This is a genomic window from Persicobacter diffluens, from assembly GCF_036244895.1.
GTDB classification, from domain to species: Bacteria; Bacteroidota; Bacteroidia; order Cytophagales; family Cyclobacteriaceae; genus Persicobacter; species Persicobacter diffluens.
On the sequence record NZ_BQKE01000002.1, the window covers coordinates 627,015 to 649,013 of the forward strand.

Consider the following 21,999-nt stretch of genomic DNA (forward strand, 5'->3'; position numbering starts at 1 on the left):
TAATTGCAAACCGCTGGTAGTAATATCTTTTATCAAGTTGCTAAATCTAGTGGTGAATAAATCAGGTTAGAGTATGTTTTAAAGCCAAAATTCGAATTTGCAGCCAAATGGCATGCATTTATGCTCCTAAATTAGTATCTCCTTCAAACACGGAAGCATGCTCATTCCTCCATGGCCATTTCATACACCCATGGATCAAAGGCTTCAGCCACGTAAATTTCCTCCTCTATTACTTCCCCCAAAGGACATCCCTTAACAAGCGATAGTCGGTGATCCATCCGTTGAATTCGCAATAATAATTCACGCGGGTGAAAAGGTTTTTTTAAATAATCAAAGGCTTTAGCCTCAAAGGCACTTTCAATGGAAACCAAGTTTTCATTACCGGAAAGCACCATTACCTGTTCCGGGAAATATTGCTTGGATAAATGTAAAAAGTTGAGAAGTTCAAAGCCGGAGTGGGGCCCGATCTCTAAATCTACTATAAAGAATTCAGGCTGAAGGCCGGAAATAAGGGCGTGCATGGCCGATTGCAAACTAGAAAATTCATGAATTTCATAATCATCTTTAAGTGCATGTTGCACGATTTTTAAAATCATGATATCATCATCTACAACAAGGATTTTAGGTTTTTCTTTAGTCATGAGTCTTACAATTTATAATGCTAAACGCATCAACATGCCCCCCAATCATTACCAACCATTCCCTTGTGATAAAATACTATACAACAATAATGTATCTGCATGTAATAAATGACCTGAACGAAACGTCTCAAATTGGGAAAACCCTTAATTTTTTCAGAGAATGATGAAAAACACACATTTGCGCATTTGTCAGGACTTTGAATATATCTAACACAACCACCATAAATGATTATTCCAGCTTGTCCTGCTATAAGGATGCTAGAAAATATTACATCATCAAAAACTATAGCTTAAAGGTGAAAATAGGTCGTGAACTTGCATTGATCTTGTAAGCTTAAATCAAAAATTATAGGATTCAATTTTAGAAGAAAAACACCTTTGCTACACTTGCTTCATCCGAAAAAGGCGAAATAGAGGTTATTACACTCCGAAAAGCATCCATACAGCAAACAATCAAATATTGAAGTGCTTACCTTAATAGAAGGGAATTATGACCAATGAAAACCAAATTGGGTGGTGAAAATAGTGACCACTTGGCATAGTTATACCGTTTTTACAAACTGGATGTTAAAAAAATATTGAATAAATGCTATGAAGCAAGCTGAGTGTTTTTACGTTGATTTTCACTGTCACCCAGCGCTGAAGCCTTTTGGGAAAAGCTTTAATAAAACCGCCGGAGAGAACTCCGACAATTCTAAGTCATGGAATAGTATATGGCACTACAATCCTCCTAATCTCTTAAAAAAGGGAATTAATTACCTTTTTGGCCTCACCAAATTTTCTCAGGCCAATTTCACCAGTATTTCAAAAGGCAATGTAGGGCTGGTCTGTGTATCCCTTTATCCTATAGAGAAATGGTTCCTGGAAAACAAAATCAAACATCGTTTCAGCCAACAACTCCTATCAAATATTGCCACCGGGATTGGCATGAAAAGAATAAAATATCTGCAAAAGATTGAAGATTATTTTCAAGATTTACAAGCTGAATACGGATTTTATCAACAGCTTGATAAAAAAACCATCACCATAAAGGGGAAAAAATATAACTACAAATTAATCCGCTCTTTCGATGAATATCTGAAAATCGCTCGAAATCCGGAGCCTAGCTGTTCCACCATTTGTGTGATCATGACCATTGAAGGTCTTCATGTATTAAATACAGGACTTGGTAAAAACCCTCAAGAAGAAGAAGTCCTGCGAAATCTCACGACCATTAAACAGTGGACATTCTCCCCCTTATATATCACTTTTGCACATCACTTTTGGAATCACCTTTGTGGCCATGCTAAAAGTTTGGATGGCTTTGTAGCGAGGAACACGGACCAAAGTGAAGGACTCAACACAGGCTTCACCCCTTTGGGAATGACCGTCCTTGAACAAATGCTTTCGGAGGAAACGGGCAGGAAAATATTAGTAGACGTGAAGCACATGAGTGCAACAGCGCGCTATCAATACTATCAATGGCTACAGCACCATCCCAAATATGCCGATACACCCGTGATTGTAAGCCATGGTGCAGTAAATGGCTTACGCTCTTTTTTTGATCAAAGGTTATCAGACCAACCGCAGGCAGAACGATTTTTAAAAGAAGACATTAATTTCTATGATGATGAATTAATACTAATTGCGAAGAGTAAAGGAATATTTGCCCTACAAATTGATGAAAGGAGATTGACCTCCAAAGAGTCCCTAAAAAAAGTAAAACATGCCCTTAAACGAAAAAACATTCTGACTTACCGATCAAAATTGCTTTGGGATCAGATCCAATACATTGCCCAATTGTTGGACAGCAATGGTATGGAAGCCTGGAACAACATCGCCCTGGGCACTGATTTTGATGGGATTATCAACCCATTAAATGGAATCTGGACCGCGGAAGACATGCCTGATTTAGCATTCCATCTCCAGGAGCATGCTTTCAATTTCTTAAAAGAAAACCGGTTAAAACTATCCGACAATTACCTGCCCGCACAGCAAATTGTCCAAAATGTAATGAAAAATAATGCCCTCGCTTTTATCCAAAGGAATTATTAAACCTCGTCAATCTCCCTTATATTCAGCGGGCTACAACAAATAATTCATTATCACCCCATTGGTTTTTACACATTTATTAATAGCCCAAATTTGGGTAAAATTATTTTATCCTCATTCGACTGTTGCTTTGGCAAAAAAACTCGAAACAAGGAATTCCCCTCCATTTTCCAGCTAAGCAGCTAAATGAAGACTTAAGCAGGAATCATTTGAATAAATGTGAATTTAACACCCATGGAGTGAAAATGGAGGTTATCGAGCCAAACCCAATTTAAAAGTACGCTTCTTGATTTTCTTATCCTGAAGTTTTCTCACTAATGGCTTACCCATTCCTCTTTTTACCGCCACAAAAGCACAGAAATCCAACACATCAATTTTTCCAAGCTCCGACTTTTCCAAACCACCTTGCTGACAGCATAATCCCACCAGGTCAATTTTATTCACTTTATCCTTTTTCCCCCGACTAAAAAAGATGGTCTCCCATTGCGGATGCGCCGGAATAGGAATTCTTTCAGGAAAATCAAAAGTAACTAAACCTTGGGGTAAATAATCAATTTCTTCCTCAGCCGGGAAAATGTATACCTTCCCGTCACGATCTACACGGGCAGTCCGACCATTTCGGTGCGTAAAGGTAGCTGCCTTTCGGGGCAATTGATAATGCACCACATGTTTGACCCCATCAATATCCAATCCACGGCCAGCCAAATCTGTGGTAATCATCATCCGGCAGCTTTCATTGCGGAATTTAATCAAAGCGCGCTCCCGGTCATGCTGATTCAAATCACCGTGATAAGCCACTGTAATCAATCCTCGCTTTTTCAAATTTTCCTCCAAACGAGCCACCGCATCTTTATGATTACAAAAAACAATGGTAGATTCTTCCCCAATTAGAGAGAGTAAATCACAAAGTTTTTCTGTCTTCTCCTCAGGAGCTGCATTTACTTCATAAAAAGTAAAACGTTCTTTGTTCTCCGTCTCGGAGAAATCCAACTTATGACTTTGTTGAAATTTTAGAAATTCCGGAATTTCAATTTCATCTGTCGCTGAAACCAAAACCTTTTGCGCTACTCCGGACAAATGAAAAAGCATATTGCTAATTTCTCCCAAAAATCCAAATTCCAGCGATTTGTCAAACTCATCCAAAATCAAATATTGTACAGTGGTCGCATCAAAGGACTCCTGGTCCATATGATCCAGGATACGGCCAGGGGTGCCGACCAAAACTGCGGGCGTATGCCGAAAATTATTCAACTCCGTCTGCCATGGATGGCCGCCATAAACACTATTGATCTTAAAATTGGTCCTAAGCGCCTTAAAAACCTTCTCAATTTGCAAGGCTAATTCCCGTGAGGGACTGACAATCAGCGCCTGCACTCCTTCTTGCTCCGGATCCAGTTGTTTCACCAAAGGCAGGAGGTAAGCCAAAGTTTTGCCACTACCTGTTGGCGCGATTAATTGCAAATGAGGATGAGCTGCAAACTGCTCCAACATCGCTTTTTGCATGGGATTTAGCTGACTAATTCCCATATTTTTCAAGGCACTTACAAATTGCTTTTCCATTCTTGCCAATTTCCGCTAAAGTCGGTGATATTCATAATTGATTTGATAAAAATCTGCCGGATTTACCCAGGATAAAAACCAGGGTGGCATACTCCGGACCAATCCATGAGTTTCTATCCAGTTTTTTTCCTTCCAGGATCTCCCCAAAGTGGAAAGTGAAAAATAAAACATCATGGCCTGCTCATAGGTGGTGAGCTGCGCCTGCAACATTTGAATATAAGAAGTTCGCTCTTCCTCTTTCAAAAACTTAGCGACCTCCACAAACTGCAGGGTATGGAAAAGATGTCGGAAATAATTACTCAATTTGGACTGATGCCCCGTATAAAAGGCTACATCTGGATCATATTGGCTTTTCAAAGCCAGTAAACTTTCAAGTACGTTCTCACTCAGCCTATTCCCCAAACGCCTTTCTAATAATGGCTTTAATCCAAAAACGGACTGTTCACTCACTCCAAAATAGAAACACAAAAAAGCGATATCTAATACCTTTTCCTGATAGATTTTTGGGTCCTGATGTTCCTCCTGGGGAATCAGGTCACGGACCTGTTCACTAAGCTTCAGACATTGACGATGCAGTAATATAAATACGGCGCGACCATGAATAAACTCCCCACTTGAAAGCATAGGATCTCGGTGACTCATCTGGTTGACATTCTCGCGATGAATTTTCAACAATTCAAAGAATTTAGTTTCAAATTGCTGTCGCTCAAAAATGCGTTTTTGCCATTTAATGGTTTCAAATATCAAGACAAAACCCACCAATGAAAAAACGGGTCCGACGACCCCAGCCATCAAAGCCCCGTACTCACTCCAAAGGGAGGAGGTATAATGCCCTTCTTCCGATTGAAAAATGGGATTTTTTGCCATTAACAACATAAAAGTAATGCCGAAAATTGCCAAAAAAGTGACCAGCAGAATGGTCCAGTTTACTTCCTTTATTCGCTTCATTCCTCTTCTTTACCGGCTGCAAAGCTAAGGAAAATAAATCAGGAGTGAAATTATATCTGAAGGAGGGAGGGCTTCCGAAGCAATTCCCATTTTTCTGAAAATCTGATAAAACAGAATTTTAGAGCGTGTTTAAAAGCCAAAATTCACAGCGAAAATTTGAAGTATTGCAGAAGCGACACAGGATTATTTTGAGTGAATAGCATCGCTGTTGTTGAAAATTTCCCGAAATCGCTTCCAATAATTCGAATTTGCAGCTGGAAAAAAAGAAATAAAAAAATCAAGGCTGTGAAAAATTTAGACGAGTCATTGGACGAAATCCACCAAGGCAATATTTGCAAAATAAGGCAGACTAAAAATGATTTTGAGGAATAAGGCTGTGAAGCCTTCCCTTTTGATTACAGAAGCCATGACTTTTCGCCAGTTGATGAGGGCCTGAAATTTTTATGCTCGGCACGAAGCCGATTAGAATATTCAAAATAGCCATAAAATCATTCGATTCCATTTATGTAATAAGTATAAAAAAAACACATCCACTTTGGAAATTACCATACGGATGTTTATCTCCCAACCAAATTCATTTTACCAATAATTCTTTATGCAGAAGCACCTTTAATAAGATTAAATCAAAATAATATTTCTAATAGCGCTAATTCGGGACTGAATATTCAGTGATTTTGTGTATCAAAAAACCACCTTATATGGTGAAAAGATGATGAATATCTTGAAAATAAGGGGGGAACTTGAAAGCATTTATCCACCTCAAGACTCATTTTTAAGAGATTTTTGATATTGCCGTCTAGTATAGCCCGCAAGTGAAATTTGAACTGTACCAATAATAAATAAAGCAAACGGTATCGCTTCCTGCCCACGACATTCCCACGCCAGAAAATAGATACTAATACCAGCAATAATGAAAGGAACAAAAGAATATTTTGAATATAGCTTCATGTTTTTTTGCTCTTAAATTAATCAAAATAATTAAAACCCAAAACCTACATCCACAAAAAACAAAGTACTTTCCTGCGAATGTCCAACCGTGGCCGTAAAGGCAATTTTATCTAAAGGACTGAGATAAATCCCACCTCCATACGCTCGATGCCAGGTACCCGAAACTTCATCCTCAAGCCATATCCTACCGAAATCATAAAAAGCGGTCAAACCAAATGTCATCGGAAGAATACTGTTCTTAAAGTCAAAAAGGTCAAGTCGCATATCTGCATTATTCCAAAAGGAGGACCTTCCCCAGAACCGATCTCTACGAAACCCTCGCATATCATTCTTCCCCCCCAACTTATTGGACTGCAAATAATGATAAGTCCCTTCATTATGTTCACCCCCGATATGATAAGACAATGTCAGATCTTTGGGGATGGTAAGGGTTTTATAAAGGGAGAAGGAAGCCGCAAAATGCGCATAGCTCAAATCATCATATCCAATATTATGATTCCAGGAAGCAGTTCCCCATAGATCAAAGCCCTTCTTTGGCATGGATTGACTGTCCCGACGGTCAATTTGAAATCTTGCAAAAGGCCCTAAATGATTCATAGCATTAAAGGCCAGGGGAATAGCTTCAGACGACTGAGATTGCACAAAATAACGATCATCAGAAAAGCTATTATTTTCACTATCCGTATAGATGTAATTCAGCCCCAGATTAAAATCCATATGAGCAGGCAAAGAAAAGCGAAAAGAAGGGCTGATCCGATGATAGGTATATTGGAATCGATAATAATCATCAGAAAATTCTTCCGAAAATTCAGATTTATTCCCAAGACCAAAGAAGTTAGAATTCTTAGGTGCACGAAGCTCAACATCCCAAAAAAGATCTTGCTTTCCGATGACATCCGTATATTTTCCACGGTACTTCACTTTAAAAGCCAAACGAGAAGTGATCGCTCCCACCAGGTAATGCTTGGACGCATAAGGTTCCTTCCGGAAACCATAATGTGTCCAATTCACCCCTCCTCCTAATTGCACACCATCATCGGGTACATAACCCGCATATAATAATGGAAATACCTGATCATATTTAAATTCCCGACGATTATACCGCTGGATTTCTGGATTTTTGGAAATTCGTTTCTTTAAAGCATGCCCCATTCCTTCAAATTCATTATTTTCAGCCTGATCGTAAATAATGATATTCTTTTTTATAGGCTTCGTCATACTGTCTACATATAGATTCCGATCTTCCCCACCAATTACGCGAATTTTAGTTTTACTTTTTCCCTGGCCTTCAAACACATATTGATCTTCCCCATTCATGCCAAAAAGTCGGATCTCACTTGTTTCCTCCGGGCTAAATGTTCGCTGATATAACTGCTGGCGCAGCTTCCCTTTCTTGGATATTTTATGAAGACTAATTTCTGTATCGCCATTTTCAAAAGGTTTTACCCTAAGCTGTTCTCGCTTATGTGAACCCAAAATCGTCACCTGTTTGGCCAAAACCTGATAATAATTTTCCGCAAATTGTGGCAGCTGATTTCTTCGGGCAATAAGCTTAGTCCGAAATTCTGCAGCTCGCTTTTGATATAAGGTATCCGGAAGCGCCTTCAGGGCTGAATCAATTACCTCATCGGTCAATTGCTTTTGAATGTGCAAAGCCTCCCTTTGAAAATCTTCCTGATTAGCTTCGGATAAAAAGTGACGATCAAAATAACGAGCATTAAAGTTAAAGCCTTCCTCCCAACGAATGGTCTCGTTAAAACCTTCAATTTTAGGCAGAATATATCTGGAGGAAGCTATTCGTGGCAAAATACCCTCATTAATGAAAAATACCTGATCCCGATCCCTGGGCACTGGCCGGTACAAATGTCCTTTGCCGCTTTTTATTTCCACCCAGCGCCATTGATCATCATGCCGATCCCAATCCCCAATCACCATGTCAAAAAGCCGGTTACGCAGCACAAAATCCACATCCACCTGATTGTCATTATCCTCTTTAAGCTTCTCAATGACCTTCGCAGTGGATATGATCTTTTTGTGATTCCCAAAACTCTCCACCTGCCCGGAATTTTTTGAGGGACGCTCCTCAAAGAGATAAAGCTTATCCGCGGCAATTTCCTGATAAATCCCAAAGCGAGGATCATTTCCAACATACACCACTTTAGGATTAGTATGATAAATACCCACCGCATCAGCCATTTTAGGAACGACCAAAGCGGAATAGGGATAAGAAGCAGAAATTTGATCCTGCACCACCTCGGTGGCAATAGTCCCTATCAGCATTTCCGGTACTGCTTTTACCGGGTCCTTATCAATAGAACGTAGTACATATTGATTACCATTTTTATCCTCCAAACGAAAAGATAGGGTCGTCATGCCCCCGCCTCTTTGCACGATCTTCAATCCCCCTTTCTCCTGGTCCAAATGAAAAACCGGAACTTTCACCGGCGTGGCCCAATCCTCCCGGTAATTTTCTCCCATCCATTTAATGCGGGACTTTCCAGCCAGGTACTGAGTCGCTGCCGGTACTGTAATGCTATCCTGCATCAGTCTGCTATCCGTCACCTCCGGCCGGACCTTTACCTTTTGTTGGTAATTATCCTCATAAAGCAAGCCCATCTCATTATAATAACTGATATTTACCTTACCCTTTTGGAAAAACTGAATTTTCGCAAAACCTCTTTCCGAAGTGGCAAAGGAACTCAGTGCGCCTTTTTTTACGGATGCCTTTACCGGAGACTCTTTTGAGCCGGATCCACTCACAATATACCGATGTTCCCCTACCTGAAAATGCTGCAGTGTATGCTCATGGCCGGCCGCATAAATCAGGGCATCATGTTCCGCAAAAATCTTTTGAAAAGCATCTCTCATTTGACGGTTTAGCGGATGCCCGAAATCCTGAGGGCTTACCCCAGCTTTTCTGGACAAAGGATAAACTGATCCTACCAAAGGAAGAGGAAGGTAAAGCCAGGGGACCTTATCTGTAAATGGAAAAATATGGCTTTTTAGCGGAAAATAGCCTCCATGTGCCCCATGAGAATACATTGGATGATGTCCCACCACCACCAACTGTTTGAACTGGTTCCGGAACACGATATCCTGCAATGCCAAGAAAACATCCTCATTGCTCCTACATTCGCAGTCCCTATCCAGGGATAAATCCTGATGGCCGTATAGCAGCCACTGAGTATCCAGAACAATAAGCGTGATATCCTCATTCAGGGTAAGCTCTATCGGATCCGGGCAACCACCAGGCGGCAGGAAAGTAGAATCCCCCAATAACTGATTGACATAATTTTCCTGTTCGGCTAGCCGCTCCAAACCCGAACGACGCCCCTGCGCATAATCATGATTACCGGGAATCATTACTACTCGGGTGCTATAATTTTTTAAATCCTCTATTTGCGCCTTAATAATAGCTTCAGTTCTGGCTCGATCCTCATCTTCCCTCTCAGGCATACCGTTAGGATAAATATTATCGCCTAAAAATACTACAGCTGAAGGGGCAGATTCATCCGCTATTTGCCGAAACAATTCTTTCAGCCAGGGATCCCCTTTCTTTGCTGCTCCGCCATCCCCCAACAAATAAACGGTATAGCTTGTCCCTTGAGCAAAAACAATATTTACACAAAAAAATAAGAATATAAATAAGTATCGTTTTTTATTCAAAGTCGTCAAATGCTAAAATTACCCCATGTTTTTTCTTTCCTTTTTCACTGGCTATAAATAGCCGGCCCTCAGGACTGAAGCAAATTCCCTCTGCCTGAGGGAAGCGGCCTTTATCCAGCTTATAAACTTTTATTAACTGGCCGTTTATTTCATGAACAACGAAAAGTTCTTTCGAGCGATGAGACAAAATCCATACCTCAGGTCTTTTAGGATGACAAGCAATTCCGGATAGTCCTGTATCACCATCCACCGGTAATTGATACGCCAATAGCGCCTGCTTAGGAGCTGATGGATCTATTTGATAAACTGCCTGAAAATCTTCCCATTCTCCCTGCAATCCCGCATTTCCTTTCAAGGCCAAAAGCAATTGTCCATTGTGATTAATGGTTAAGCCTTCAATATTATTGCGCTTGGTAAAGGGCAATATGAATTTCTCTAGTTTTCGGGAATTCGCATGCATCTTAAAAAGCGTACCATTACTCTTTACACCATAAAAATAAGGTGCCACATAGGCCGCCCCTTCAAAATCGCCTCGCTTTTCAAACTTCATTTCCTCGAGTAATTTGCGTTGGTCCAAATGATAAATAAAAAAGGAACCGACCTCATCATTAATGGTCACCAATTGATCATCTCCATACCAGGCCAAACCAGATATTTCATCCAAAGCATCCGGGAGCTCCCACAGATCCGCCTCCATTGGCATTGGAAAAGTTGGTACACCTCGATCGACGGAAGCAGGCTGACAAGCCTGAAGCATACAAAAACCTCCAAGGGCTAAAAAAAAGTATTTAAAATAAATTTTCCACATATTGTTAATAAATCTGCTCTGGGGAAGAAAATTCGCCTTTTCAACCCGCCTATTCATTTGACTGATCTTAATCCCCTATCATAGATGATTTGACTTCCTCTAAAGAATAGATGTCCGATTTTCTTTAAAATATCATTAAAAAAATCCTGATCCAAAATTTGACAAAATTACCACTAAGCATTGGTTCAAATTTCTAGTCATCCCATCGACTGCCATTTTCCTCATCTTCAGCCTCCTATTTTAACCATGATAAAATTAATTTAGCCTGTCGTACCCGAGAAATACCATCCGTTCCCCGATTCAGGAAAATTAATGATGATTTATCAGGACATACGGGAAAGGCCTCCCATTATCCTTAGCAATCAAATAAAAATAGAAATGGTTATCCTTAAAAATGGAGATGAACCCGCAAAAATAGCGAGTCAAATGCTTTTATAAACAGATCAGGCGAACACATGAATCTGGTTTGATCGAGAAAACAGGACTGAACATTTGTCCATCATTTATTAAGTTATTGGCGCAACTAACCTCCAGACGAAATAATTATTCAAAAAATGGAATCTCCTTGCCCAAGATTAAAATCAGGGGCAAGGGAATACTCCAATTATTCCACCCCGCGCATTTATCAAATCCCTATACCCAAATGGCAATCTCTCATGCTCAGCGAAAAGGGCAATTTCTTCACCCATGATTTTAATCTTGGGTGAAAAATTAGAGCCATCCCAAGATTGAAAAACCACTATTCCCCAACATCTAAAATCAAAAGCACAGACTTTCATACAAAAGGATCATCATTTAATTCAAATCCTATATTCCTTGCCCAAGATTAAAATCAGGGGCAAGGGAAATCTCAATCATCCGACCCCGTGCATATATCCAATCCCTATACCCAACTGGTAATCCCTCATGCTCACAAAAAAGGGCAATTTCTTCGCCCATGATTTTAATCTTGGGTGAAAAATTAGAGCCATCCCAAGATTGAAAAACCACTATTCCACAACATCTAAAATCAAAAGCACAGGCTTTCATACAAGAGGATCATCATTTAATTCAAATCCTATATTCCTTGCCCAAGATTAAAATCAGGGGCAAGGGAAAATCTCAATCATCCGACCCCGTGCATATATCCAATCCCTATACCCAACTGGTAATCCCTCATGCTCACAAAAAAGGGCAATTTCTTCGCCCATGATTTTAATCTTGGGTGAAAAATTAGAGCCATCCCAAGATTGAAAAACCACTATTCCACAACATCTAAAATCAAAAGCACAGGCTTTCATACAAGAGGATCATCATTTAATTCAAATCCTATATTCCTTGCCCAAGATTAAAATCAGGGGCAAGGGAAAATCTCAATCATCCGACCCCGTGCATATATCCAATCCCTACACCCAACTGGTAATCCCTCATGCTCAGGAAAAAAGGCAATTTCTTCGCCCATGATTTTAATCTTGGGTGAAGAGTTCTAATCCTGAGCGCAAGAATCATCACTCCACAATCACACTCTGAATTTCCCAATCAGCATTGGTCTGATCCGGTACCGGCTGAAGGCCAATTTGATGCAGATGTTGCTTGCGTGTCATAAAGCGAGATAAGGGGATGATAATTTCCTGCCAGCCATCACCCTGTTTCACTTCTGCCGTGATCCATTCTTCCTGATCCCAATCCACTTTTTTCGGCGCCACGCGTGTAAATCGCTTCGGATCATCATAACCATTGAGGGCGAGCTTAATGGACTTGGTCCCGGACAGATTTTTTGTTACGATTTTCACCTGCTCACATAAATGAATCGGCGTGTGGATGAAAGGGGTGGAAGCTATGATGGCGCCCTCCGAAGCAGAAGTTCCGAAAAGCGTATTTGCAGATTCATTGCGGTTCACGGCTGTTGCATGTTCACTTCTCCAACCTTGAGTGCTATGTTCAAAATTATAAATCCGGCCGGGTAAAGGATACTCAAAATTATTTTCGGGTATGTAAACCGTGTGGTCATCATTAAAATAAAGCGGACGGATTTGAACACCACGATAAAAGGCATTGGTTTCATGATTCTCTTGCATGGTGTACCACTGCCCTTTCCACTCAAAAGCACAGCCATGGCCTCCGTCAATAAATTCTCCTTTAAAAGTATATGGTCCTCTTATATTTTTAGACATGCTGTATCGAAATCCCCAGGACAAATAATACCAGTCTCCTCTTTTGAATAAGGTCGGCTTGTCTCCTGTAGGTTTACGACTGCCATCCTCATTATAAATCATGAGCTTCTGTGGCTCCTCCGCCAACGAAAGCATGTCTTCTCCCAGTTTAGCGATATAATATTGCCCTGCCCCAAAAATGATAAAATGCTCCCCATTCTCTTCAAAAACCTCCGGATCATAGGACTTGGTGGAAGTTAGCCCTTCCGGCAATAAAGGTTTTCCTAGGGCATCTTCCCACGGCCCTTGCATGGAAGGCGCCACCATCACGCCGGTATTGATATTTCGATTAGAAAAATACCAATAATACTTGCCGTCTTTGGTGGCTAGATCACCGGCCCAGCAGTTCGGCAGATCCCCGATATAAGTTTGGGTGGGCAAAATATTCAACTGATGCTCCCAGTCTTTGAGGTTCACAGAAGACCATAACTCCCAGCGGTCCATCTGGCAGTAATCCACAATATTCCAATCACGATCGTGGCCACACATCGCATAAAGGGTATCATTTACAATCAACACATGGGGATCCGCCAATCCACGATCAGGTGCGATGGAATTGACTGAAATGGCATTGGGGTTAAATCCCGGAATTGAAGAATCGGTTTGCACCGGCTGGGAGGAAGTTCCACATGAGGCAAGACCCAACATCAACAGGCCTGCACTCCATATTTTTTGTATCATCAAAAAATCAAATTAGCTCAAAAAATGAAGTTCAATCAATAACCGCCCATTCAAGTACTAAACAATGCATTGAAGAAGCTTTATCGATGTGCTAAAATAATGTTTCAAACGACCTCCTTGGGTCAATTATCATGGGCTAAACAGGGGGAAAAGCGGAATCACCTCACCCAAATAGATTAAATCCTTCCAGCAGACGAACCAGCCACCGAGGAAAACCATCCGGCCACTTTTTATCCTGAAAGTAAAGCGGTAAGGCGAAAGTTGAGCTATTTGAAAGTTGATGGCTATTCCCCTTCGATTTATGCCACCCATTTCACTCCAAACTTTACCAATCATTTCAATTCGTTGAGGAAATCATCGTCCACCTCGCTCCCAGTGTTCGCCAATCCAATTGCCCTCCTTCATTCAAAAGTGAGGCATAGATCGGTTTCCATCCATCATTGGAGCATAACCTCCTGAGCTAAGATGAGTAGACCAATTACAACACCAAATTAACGTCCGGCCGGAAGAGGACAAGCATTGTACTAGCTATGCCATAGGTCCCCTGCTCGCTTCTGCCAAAGCCCGAAAGGCCTATGCAGGGAAATGAGGGGGGATGGTGGTGTTCAGGAAAAGAATGAGGATTCCGCCTGGAAGGGAATCCTTTTTTGTATTTTGAGCAATTAGCTTTAACCGCCTGATAATCAAAAAATCTCCAACAAGGCACTTGGCGGATTGGATTGGTTTATATTATTCTTTTGTAATCCTATTGACATAATACTCAAAATGAGGGTCTTCAATGCCTGTAGATACATTTTTAATAATATATGCGATTGAAGGATTTTCACTGTTATAGATAATTTCAACTTTATCGGTTTTTTCAAATCGTAGAATATTAGAGGATTGCTCTCTTTCATATTCTTTGCCAGCAATGGAGTATACAAATTTTATATTGCTGGTAGAGCGTTCTCCAAACTTTCTACCAATCCAGCTTATTCTCCCTGTTCCAATTTGATACTTTTCCTTTTTCAATATCACAGGAAAGTTTAAACCACAAATATGTTTTTCAGGATTTGTTTTATCATATACCACGATAAAATGCTCGCCTACTTGCAAATCTCCGATTTGGCTTGATTTTACCAAGCGCGTCCCCTTATCATTTGCTTTATAATAAATAAAATAATGGTATCTTCCGCTATGCCAATTTGTTTTTTTAATGGTCCCTATAGTTTTAACCGCATTTTGTTCCTCTATTTCGACAGGTCCGGAAATAAAAATAAACCATAAAGTAAAAATGGTTGATCCAATAAATACTACTAGCAAAGAATCCCTCAGTTGGGTGGACTTTTTATTCTTAGAATTTTTCTTTCGCTTCATTTTCTATGTTCTTTGAGAATGGACTTTGAGTTACCAGAACTATCATCCATCTTTCCCACATCCAATATTACAACTTAATACAATCCTAAACAATTTAAGCTCCCGCTACATATACCAAACCATAACCTAGGGGGCTACCATCTAAATATCAGAAGATTACACCTATATCAATCTGAAGCTAGAGAAACATATCCATGGCTTTTTAAAAAGCATAGCCCAAAGAAGCTCCTCCATAAAGAGGAATCGCACTACCACAACAGCCCACAGGTGGCACATAAAAAAACCGAAACATCAGTCCATTTTCCCAATTTTGATAGCGGTATCCGATCAGCGTCTGCAGGCCATTTTGAAACGCTTCTCCCTCTCCCGTAGTGCGGAAGGTCCTAGCATCGTAATTCACCAGATAATTAAATCCCAATTCCAGACCGGACCTTTTACCAAAAATCAAACTCCCTCCGGCAAAGGAAGAGAAGGCACTGGAATGATCAATCATTCCTGCACCAGCCCTTAAAGAGGTGGTCCATTTAGGTTTTAAATTAATATATCGCTCATACCCTAAACCATATCCGGCGACCATGGCACCGCCCATTTCGGCAAAGACCACATTATGCCTCTTAGAGCTGGATAGCTGTTGTGCATTCCCCGGATTAAATACAAAAAGAAACAGCACTAAGAAGATATAATATTTCATAGTAGGTGGTTTTTAAAAACGAAATATATAACCCCCTACTCATTAAAACAATAGAACACCAACTCTTTAATCACCTTAACACTTACCCCCATTAAAAGGGATAAAAATAACCATCAAATACGAGGAGTTTACTTGTTTATCCTTGCTATCAATAGATCACCCTTCCGTCTTCTCCAAACCCAACATTACAACTTAAACACAAAGCCGGAAAAATTGAACTCCCGCAACCAAAACCTAAGTTTGCTCTAATTGAGAAGATTCTACCGTTAAAACATTTTTTTTAAACACCGCCAAATAAAGGATGTTCAAAAAAGTAAAAATATTAATTCCGATGAAAAATTCTTTGGAATTAATAGCAAGACCAAATTGACCTGACAGTAAAGAAATACTGAAATCACGTTCAGGTAAAAATGTAATTAAAACTTCGGCTCCAGTAGTAAAATGATAATGAAAACCATTAATTGTAAATCTGAAAATTTGCAAAACTAAAGCAAGCATTAAAACATTCACATCTTTCATTTTCCAAAGCCTATACCCTCCAACAATGCAAGCTGAGAATAGAATAATACCTAAAAAAAAAGTAAATCAGATGTAAACCTGCTAGTTGTGCAAGGTAAATGAACTCGGCAAAAATCATATAAATACCGAGTAACCCTCCGATTATATGAGAAAAACTAACCGCAATTCTAATGACATTATTCTCCACTAAATCAGTCATAATTAACTTTATACTAAATCAAATGCTCGATCGCATACTAATAAGCGATCTCAATAAATAAACTACTATACCCATGACACTAAGGCAAAAAAATAATTACTCTCCACCACAGCAAAACAGGCGACCTCTCAAAGGAAATCGCCTGCTTGATTTGCCGTTAGCAATATAAAAAAACTAACTTATATTTTTTGAATATCAATGCTATATCGCTTCAAAAGCTACTGCCTGACCACCGCCCGGCGCCAGTTTAATGTCCAGTACATCTGTAGCCCCAAGCTCCACTTCCCGGATTTCGACTGCATGTGGGTTAGTTTCCCAATGCGCATCTTCGGCATCTCCATAGATCGTTACCTTATATCGTTTATCCGAATTCAGGAAATTCAAAGGCACTGAAAAATCCCTTGCTTCCTCATTGGTCGTACTTCCAAGGTACCAGTTATCCGTACCACGCTCCTGCCGTGCAATGGTAAAATATTCCCCGATTTTCCCATTAATCACTTTGGAGTCAGACCAGTTAGTTGGCACCTGCTTAATAAACTCAAAAGCAGGATTATCAACATAATTCTCAGGTAGATCCGCCGCCATCGGCATCGGACTGTATAATGTCAGGAAGAAGGCCAGCTCCTTGGCGATGGTCGAGCGCACGCGCACTTCAAATTTAGCCCAGGACTTCTGTGGCAAGAACATATTAAAGATCCCTGGGGTATAATCAATCGGCCCACCTAAAATCCGTGTAAAAGGCAATACCACTCCATGCTGAGGAGAATTCCCCACACTCCAGGCATTATATTCCTGTCCTCTCGCCCCTTCGCGCGCCATCAGGTTCGGATAGGTTCGCTGCTCTCCGGTAAACTTAATAGGTTCATGATTAATGATCATCAACTGATGTTGAGCGGCAGTTTGTACCATCTTTTTATAATGGCGTACCATATATTGTCCGTGATGATGCTGACGGTAAGTCTTGGTATCATAATCATAATTGACATCACCTGTATAGCCTACTTTTATGGTCTTAATGCCCAAATCATGACACATTTTATACAGACTGTCCATCGCCGGTTCGTAATGATCAATATCACTGATGGTTTCATGATACATCATCATCCGTACTCCTTTGGATTTAGCATATCGACAAACCTCTTCCAGGTCAAAATCATCGGTAGAAGTTTTCCAGTCAAAAATGCCATAGCCCGTCCACGAACCTTCCATATCATCCCAACCTTTATCCCAGCCTTCAATCAATACATCCGGAATACCATGTTCAGCGGCGAAGTCAATATAAGCTTTCGAGCTCTCCGTCGTCGCTCCATGTGGATGCTTGATCGGTTTTCCAAACTGCGTCTTTTCCGCCCAGGCGGTTTTGCCAATATGCAACTCCCACCACAAACCAATATATTTGTACGTCTCGATCCAGTCGGTATTTTCATAGGCACATGGTGGATTCAGGTTCATGATCATGTCCGATTCCACCAGTGCCCCGGCACTTTTTCCGATCTGAATCGTACGCCAAGGCGTATGCATAGGAGCGGAGGTACGCACCAAATCGCCGTTCAGCCATGGGGTCAAATGCGCCTTCAGCTTCGCCCCCTGTAAGGTGTTTTCCAGGTTCATTCCAGCGTAATCCGTCAGGTCAGCCTCGTGAATACTCACAAAAAGATCGTCCTTCACCTCCACCGTCAAAGGCGTATTACACATATTTGGTCGCTCCTCTTTATCCGGTCGTCTTTCAAAAGCAGTACTGTCTCCAATGGCTGAAATGGGAGAGGTATAATAGACCTTTTCATAATTATCAAAATCCGCAAAATTCCACCAGGCTTTATAATCTCCACTGAAGTTAAAGCTGGTCAGCTCATCCATAATGATAAAATCCTGTAGCTTCTCCTGAGTGGGGAAGCCATAACGAAAAGCTACTCCATCATCGAAAGCCCGTAGCTCTATATCCATCTTGATGCCGGAGGCCTTTTGTTCCAGATGCACCACCATTTCATTATAATGATTCGCCACCGTTTCCCGCTGGCCCCATATCGTTTTCCATTCTTCCTGATGGGTGGAAGTTTCCGATCCCAACACCTTAAAACCTTCCGAAAGTGTGGTGTTTTTCAGTTCAAAGCCCATTGCCGAAGGCTGTAGGATTTCAAAATCACTGGAGGATACCGAATAAAAAGGCTTTCCGTTTTCATCCAGCTTCAAACTGATTTGTTGTGCCCCATCCGGAGATTTTAAAACAAAAGATTGTGGACTGGTACAGGCAGTGGCCAGCATCACCGCTAGCAGACTAAAAAAGTATCTCATATTCAAAAAAATATTCTATAATTATTGCGCTGAAATATAAGTTAATCTGACATTGATTTATTGAACTTTTCATGCGCCATTAGGGTGGTAAAGAATTTAAAAGCGAGGGAGAAACCTTGTATAAGTGATAAAATCCGCTAAATTAATTTCCCTAAGAGCCACTCAACCAATAAGCCAATAGACATTCCTTTAATATTTGAATTCACCATAGCCAACTCCCCCTTTCAGAGCAGAAATTCTAGAGGGAAATAATCGATATTATCGACACACAAAAACCACAAGAAGCTGAATACTGCCCACTTACGAAGCACATTTTTTTATGCAAAAATAATCCCTCCATCATCAATAGTCCATCAAATCCGAATTCAAAAATCAAACAGCCCAAAAGGAGATATGCCCGAAAGTGGTGTTTGAGGGTTGAAAAATAGCGGCAAAATTGGTTGATTTAAACGCCAATAAAAAACAAGCCAAAAATTTGCCACCATGAGCGAAATTAATCAAATCCCACCGATTTCGGAAGCAACTCACGATCTATTAACAGAGACGATTCGGGCAGGAGCCAAAGAAATCATACGCCTTGCGGTTGAGGCGGAGTTGGAGGAGTATTTAAAGCAATTCCGCGACCTTAAAACTGCTGATGGAAAAGCCGAAGTAGTCCGAAATGGTCATTTGCCGGAACGAGAAGTTCAGACAGGTATTGGCCCGGTAACGGTCAGAGTTCCAAAGATTCGTTCCAAAACAGGAGCCCCGGTTTCTTTCCAATCGGTTCTGGTTCCGCCATATGTTCGAAAATCGAAATCACTGGAGGCTGCGATACCCTGGCTTTATCTCAAGGGTATTTCAACGGGGGAAATGAATGATGCTTTAGAAGCGCTCTTAGGCCCCGGAGCCAGCGGTTTGTCTTCCAGCACTATTTCCCGTTTAAAAACAGAATGGGGAAAGGAATACGATGTCTGGCGAAAAGCCTCTTTAGCGGACAAGAAGTGGGCTTACATTTGGGTTGATGGAATCTACAGTGGTCTAAGGAAGGAAGATGATAAACTTTGTGCACTGGTCGTTATTGGAGTTGACAGTCAGGGAAGGAAGCATTTTTTAGCGATTGAAGATGGGGTCAGAGAGTCAAAACAAAGCTGGAAAGAGGTATTACTCGAACTGAAACACCGCGGTATGAATGCGCCTAAATTAGCGATTGGTGATGGGGCGCTGGGCTTTTGGGCAGCATTGGAAGAAGAATTCCCTAAAACAAAGGCGCAACGCTGCTGGATGCATAAAACTGGCAATGTTTTGAATTGCTTACCCAAATCGGCTCAACAAAAGGCTAAGGACAAAATCCATCAAATATGGATGGCCGAAACCAAAGAAGAAGCAGATAAAGCATTTGACTTATTCATAGATACTTATGAGGCAAAGTATCCAAAAGCTGCAATTTGTTTACAAAAAGACCGTGATGAATTGCTAAATTTTTACGACTTTCCCGCTGAACATTGGCAAAGCATCCGAACCACCAATCCGATAGAGTCCTCTTTTGGGACGATCAGACATCGTACGAAGCGATCAAAGGGTTGTCTGGATCGGGACGGAATGCTCCATATGATATTCAAACTCGGCATGTGTGCGGAGAAAAACTGGAATCGAATACGGGGCTATAAAACCATTGAAAAAGTAATCAGAGAAGTTAAATTTAAAGACGGCGAAGAGATCAAACAGGCCGCTTAACTTCGACCTCCTGAACACCACTTTTGGGCATAGCTCGCCCAAAAGCATTCCACTAAATTTCGCCCGTACCCAAGTTTACTTATCCTATGCTCTGCTTGTTCTCTCCAACCGCAAAACAGCATTTCTCCTCCCAGGGTAATTTGGCAAAGTGCTAACCTAGCCTGTCGAAAATATCAAAAAAAAGCGATTCCAAAAAAAAGGCTAAATTTAAGTTGCTAAACACCATCTAACCTAATCGGGATCGCTTTGAAGACTAAAATTAAGAAACTAACCTCAAAAACAAAAGACAAGCAAGTAAGCGCTAAAGCTAATCGAAGAAAGCATCGACAGAAAATTCATCGTCAGGCTCCAAAAATTGATCACCATAATTTTGAAGTTAAAGAAGAAAAGTGCAAAATGGCAAAAACTTTCTTTGGGGAAAAGGTCAAGAATCATAGCTATTACTCCGCCATCATGACTCTGGCGCTCATATTATACTCAGAAACCAACATGAGTCTCCGGGATATAGAGACGGTACTACACCTTTTCATTCAACAAATGAAGATCAATACCAAAAGCCCGGACCACTCCACTGTTGATTATTGGGTGAAAAAAGCCGGAATTAAGGCGATCAAGACATTTGATGAAAAGGAAGCCTGCGTGTTGATTTATGATGAGAGTATTACCTTTAATGGTAAGAAGTTATTTCTGGTACTTGCCGTACCTTTGTCATTTTCAGAACAGCAGGAACCCTTACGTTTTGAAGATTGTCATTTAGTTTATTTAGGAGCTAAAAAGGGGTGGACCGGGGAAATTATCCATAATGAATTGGCACCTATAGTTTCAAATATGCATGTACAATATATATTGAGTGATAAAGGTTCAAATCTCATAAAAGCCGCTGAATTACTGTGCATACCCCATATTTTTGACGTCACACATGAGGTAGCTAGAACGTTGAAGAACTTGTATGAAAAAGACGAAAGTTATCTCAATTTCATCCATTGGGTAGGTGATATTCGAAAGTTACTGGCCTGTGGAGATTATGCTGATTTAGCGCCACCCAAGGTGAGGTCTCATTGCAGGTTTCATCAAATTGGCGAGTACCTCAAGTGGGTGGAAACCATTGTCCACAAGTTGGATCACATTGCCATGAATACTCGGGGAGCGGTTCAAAACCTGATGAATGTCCACGTTCATAAAGACTTTATTAGTGATTTGAAGGCAATAACACCAATGATCAAAGGAGTGCTTAAAATTTGCAGATCCGAGGGAATCACCACAAAGTCTATTTCTAAAATGAATAATCTTCTAACAGAAGTCATTAGAGAGAAACCCAAAAAATTTGCTAATCAAATCTACCAATATTTGCTCGATATGCGCAAGAAGTATGAAGGGGATATTCCATTTTGTTGCAGCGCAATAATTGAAAGTGTATTCGGAAAATACAAATCTAAGATGAGTAAGCATCCTAAGAAAATGTTCACTAACCACATGCTAACCATTCCCCTGTTTTTCATTAAGGAAAATGAAATTAATGAGCTAATTCACCAGTTTTCGACCGTTAAGGTAGAAGATATCAAAAGGCCTGATGCCGTGGAGCAGGCCATGCAAAGGGAACTACTCGTCGCCTAAATTGGATACTCGTTTTTAAAGGATTTTCGACAGCCTAGTGCTAACCAGTCAAAGTGAGCCCTACTCCTGTAGGCAAAACACACAAAAGGATATTGTGGTCCAAAACTGCCACTATAAAGATGCTTATGACAAGCAGA

Annotated in this window: 14 protein-coding genes; 3 read left to right on the top strand and 11 right to left on the bottom strand. The window is 40.7% G+C overall.

Annotated features, from left to right (window positions below; genetic code table 11):
* Window positions 1-161: 161 nt before the first annotated feature.
* Entirely contained in the window at window positions 162-641 is a 480-nt protein-coding gene (locus tag AAA970_RS17085) for a response regulator (RefSeq protein ID WP_338238104.1), read from the bottom strand.
* 591 nt (window positions 642-1,232) lie between these two features.
* Between AAA970_RS17085 and AAA970_RS17090 the strand changes: the two genes are divergently transcribed.
* Window positions 1,233-2,675: a membrane dipeptidase gene (locus AAA970_RS17090; RefSeq protein WP_338238105.1), complete on the top strand. Its 1,443-nt coding sequence runs from the start codon at window positions 1,233-1,235 to the stop codon at window positions 2,673-2,675.
* A gap of 249 nt (window positions 2,676-2,924) precedes the next feature.
* On the opposite strand, the gene AAA970_RS17095 is transcribed toward AAA970_RS17090, so the two are convergent.
* From AAA970_RS17095 to AAA970_RS17140, 10 genes are all read right to left on the bottom strand, one after another.
* A complete protein-coding gene (locus AAA970_RS17095) occupies window positions 2,925-4,232 on the bottom strand; it encodes a DEAD/DEAH box helicase (RefSeq protein ID WP_338238106.1) in 1,308 nt (435 codons plus the stop codon).
* A 15-nt stretch (window positions 4,233-4,247) separates the two neighbouring features.
* Window positions 4,248-5,180 carry a putative phage abortive infection protein gene (locus AAA970_RS17100; protein ID WP_338238107.1) on the bottom strand — a complete coding sequence of 311 codons (933 nt, stop codon included), beginning with the start codon at window positions 5,178-5,180 and terminating at the stop codon, window positions 4,248-4,250.
* 978 nt (window positions 5,181-6,158) lie between these two features.
* Window positions 6,159-9,794 (bottom strand): metallophosphoesterase, encoded by a 3,636-nt coding sequence (locus AAA970_RS17105; RefSeq protein ID WP_338238108.1) that lies wholly within the window; start codon window positions 9,792-9,794, stop codon window positions 6,159-6,161.
* The gene (locus AAA970_RS17110) at window positions 9,787-10,602 is read right to left on the bottom strand and encodes an SdiA-regulated domain-containing protein (protein ID WP_338238109.1); all 816 of its coding nucleotides are present in this window, start codon (window positions 10,600-10,602) and stop codon (window positions 9,787-9,789) included. Before AAA970_RS17110 ends, AAA970_RS17105 begins: the two co-directional genes overlap by 8 nt.
* A gap of 807 nt (window positions 10,603-11,409) precedes the next feature.
* Window positions 11,410-11,631: a hypothetical protein gene (locus AAA970_RS17115; protein WP_338238110.1), complete on the bottom strand. Its 222-nt coding sequence runs from the start codon at window positions 11,629-11,631 to the stop codon at window positions 11,410-11,412.
* Between the two features lie 458 nt (window positions 11,632-12,089).
* A complete protein-coding gene (locus tag AAA970_RS17120; RefSeq protein WP_338238111.1) occupies window positions 12,090-13,475 on the bottom strand; it encodes a family 43 glycosylhydrolase in 1,386 nt (461 codons plus the stop codon).
* Window positions 13,476-14,204: 729 nt separating this feature from the next.
* Window positions 14,205-14,831 carry a hypothetical protein gene (locus AAA970_RS17125; RefSeq protein ID WP_338238112.1) on the bottom strand — a complete coding sequence of 209 codons (627 nt, stop codon included), beginning with the start codon at window positions 14,829-14,831 and terminating at the stop codon, window positions 14,205-14,207.
* 202 nt (window positions 14,832-15,033) lie between these two features.
* A complete protein-coding gene (locus tag AAA970_RS17130; RefSeq protein ID WP_338238113.1) occupies window positions 15,034-15,522 on the bottom strand; it encodes a hypothetical protein in 489 nt (162 codons plus the stop codon).
* A gap of 234 nt (window positions 15,523-15,756) precedes the next feature.
* Window positions 15,757-16,041 carry a hypothetical protein gene (locus tag AAA970_RS17135; protein WP_338238114.1) on the bottom strand — a complete coding sequence of 95 codons (285 nt, stop codon included), beginning with the start codon at window positions 16,039-16,041 and terminating at the stop codon, window positions 15,757-15,759.
* 400 nt (window positions 16,042-16,441) lie between these two features.
* Window positions 16,442-18,532, bottom strand: a complete 2,091-nt coding sequence (locus AAA970_RS17140) for a glycoside hydrolase family 97 protein (RefSeq protein ID WP_338238115.1) — start codon at window positions 18,530-18,532, stop codon at window positions 16,442-16,444.
* Window positions 18,533-19,015: 483 nt separating this feature from the next.
* On the opposite strand from AAA970_RS17140, the gene AAA970_RS17145 reads away from it, so the two are divergent.
* Both AAA970_RS17145 and AAA970_RS17150 read left to right on the top strand, forming a co-directional pair.
* On the top strand, window positions 19,016-20,248 hold the full coding sequence (locus AAA970_RS17145) for an IS256 family transposase (RefSeq protein ID WP_338238116.1): 1,233 nt from the start codon (window positions 19,016-19,018) through the stop codon (window positions 20,246-20,248).
* A 246-nt stretch (window positions 20,249-20,494) separates the two neighbouring features.
* Entirely contained in the window at window positions 20,495-21,862 is a 1,368-nt protein-coding gene (locus AAA970_RS17150; protein ID WP_338238117.1) for a hypothetical protein, read from the top strand.
* Window positions 21,863-21,999 lie beyond the last annotated feature (137 nt).